At 43.8% G+C, this 1,478-nt stretch carries 1 protein-coding gene and 2 rRNA genes; 2 read left to right on the top strand and 1 reads right to left on the bottom strand.

Features of this window, described 5'->3' with window-relative positions; translation table 11 throughout:
* Positions 1-246 (top strand): 23S ribosomal RNA (locus R7E00_RS23225); the annotation flags it as partial.
* A 91-nt stretch (positions 247-337) separates the two neighbouring features.
* Positions 338-453 (top strand): 5S ribosomal RNA (rrf, locus tag R7E00_RS23220).
* Positions 454-563: 110 nt separating this feature from the next.
* Here the strand turns inward: rrf and ilvY are convergent.
* Positions 564-1,454, bottom strand: a complete 891-nt coding sequence (ilvY, locus tag R7E00_RS23215) for an HTH-type transcriptional activator IlvY (RefSeq protein ID WP_140124017.1) — start codon at positions 1,452-1,454, stop codon at positions 564-566.
* Between the last annotated feature and the right edge of the window lie 24 nt (positions 1,455-1,478).

The following is a 1,478-nucleotide window of genomic DNA, read 5'->3' as shown; positions in this document are numbered from 1 at the left end:
GAGAGGACCGGAGTGGACGAACCTCTGGTGTTCGGGTTGTGTCGCCAGACGCATTGCCCGGTAGCTAAGTTCGGAATCGATAACCGCTGAAAGCATCTAAGCGGGAAGCGAGCCCTGAGATGAGTCTTCCCTGATACTTTAAGTATCCTAAAGGGTTGTCGGAGACTACGACGTTGATAGGTCAGGTGTGTAAGTGCTGTGAGGCATTGAGCTAACTGATACTAATTGCCCGTGAGGCTTAACCATACAACACCCAAGGGGTTTTGATGGACTCAAAGCAAGAACAGAATTGAATGTGTAGAGAACACAAAAACAGCTTTCCGAATTAAAGAATTTGCTTGGCGACCATAGCGTTTTGGACCCACCTGACTCCATTCCGAACTCAGAAGTGAAACGAAATAGCGCCGATGGTAGTGTGGGGTTTCCCCATGTGAGAGTAGGACATCGCCAGGCTTTAAATTTGAAGAAGCCCACTCGAAAGAGTGGGCTTTTTTGCATTTCAGAGTTCTGAAAATTAGGGTTATAAAAAATAACCCAAGTAATTCGAATCCAAATACCCATTATTAAGGTGCAATGTATTTACTCTCCGCTATCTTCCAAAAAGCTTTCACTAATGGGTTTTCTAACTGATTTTTTGTGCAACAGACGCCAAGTTCAAATGGCTTAATTGGCAATACTTTTAAGCGATTAATCTTTTCCCTTACTGGACTGTTGTTGATTACGACATCCGGTGCGATACCCACCCCACATCCCAATGCAACCATGCTTACGATGGCCTCATGTCCAGACGTTTGCGCGTAGATATTCGGTTTTATTTTCATTTTTTTGAGCCAAGTATTAGCCCTGTCCCTTGCTGTGCCTGCTTCCGGAAGAATGAATGGAATGATTGACCAATCTGGCTGCTCCTTTTGCAATTCCTCAGCAAATGAACTGACACCGACAGGAGCGATGACAGACAGAGGGATTTCACTGATCGTTTCAAACGCGATTTTGTTTGGCATCTGCTCCGATTTGGCTGAGATGGCAATATCGGCTTCATCTGCTAGTATTTTGTCGATTGCTTGAGCTGGGTCACCGGTTGATAGCTTAAATTCAATAAAAGGATGCTGAAGACGAAAATCGGAAATTAACTCTGGTAAATGGCTGTAGCTGGCGGTCACCGAACAAAAGAGACGGATTTCCCCCTTTAGCTCGCCTTCGGTTCCTTTTATATGGTTTTGATACTGTTGCCATTCACTAAGAATTTTTAACGCGACAGGCATTAATTTTTTGCCTTGGGTTGTCAGCTCTACACTGCGGTTATCGCGAACAAACAGCTGTTGATTTGTTTCTTCTTCCAACTTTTGTATTTGTCGACTGAGGGCAGAAGGACTGATGTGCATGGCTGCAGCGGTTTTGGCAAAACTTTTACTCTCACAGAGATGAATGAAAAGTTGCAGGCTTTTGATATTCATTAAATTTTCATTTCCATGTTGCAT

It is taken from the genome of Vibrio sp. Vb1755 (assembly GCF_033338635.1).
GTDB classification, from domain to species: Bacteria; Pseudomonadota; Gammaproteobacteria; order Enterobacterales; family Vibrionaceae; genus Vibrio; species Vibrio alginolyticus.
This window is presented reverse-complemented; position numbering and strand designations above follow the sequence as displayed.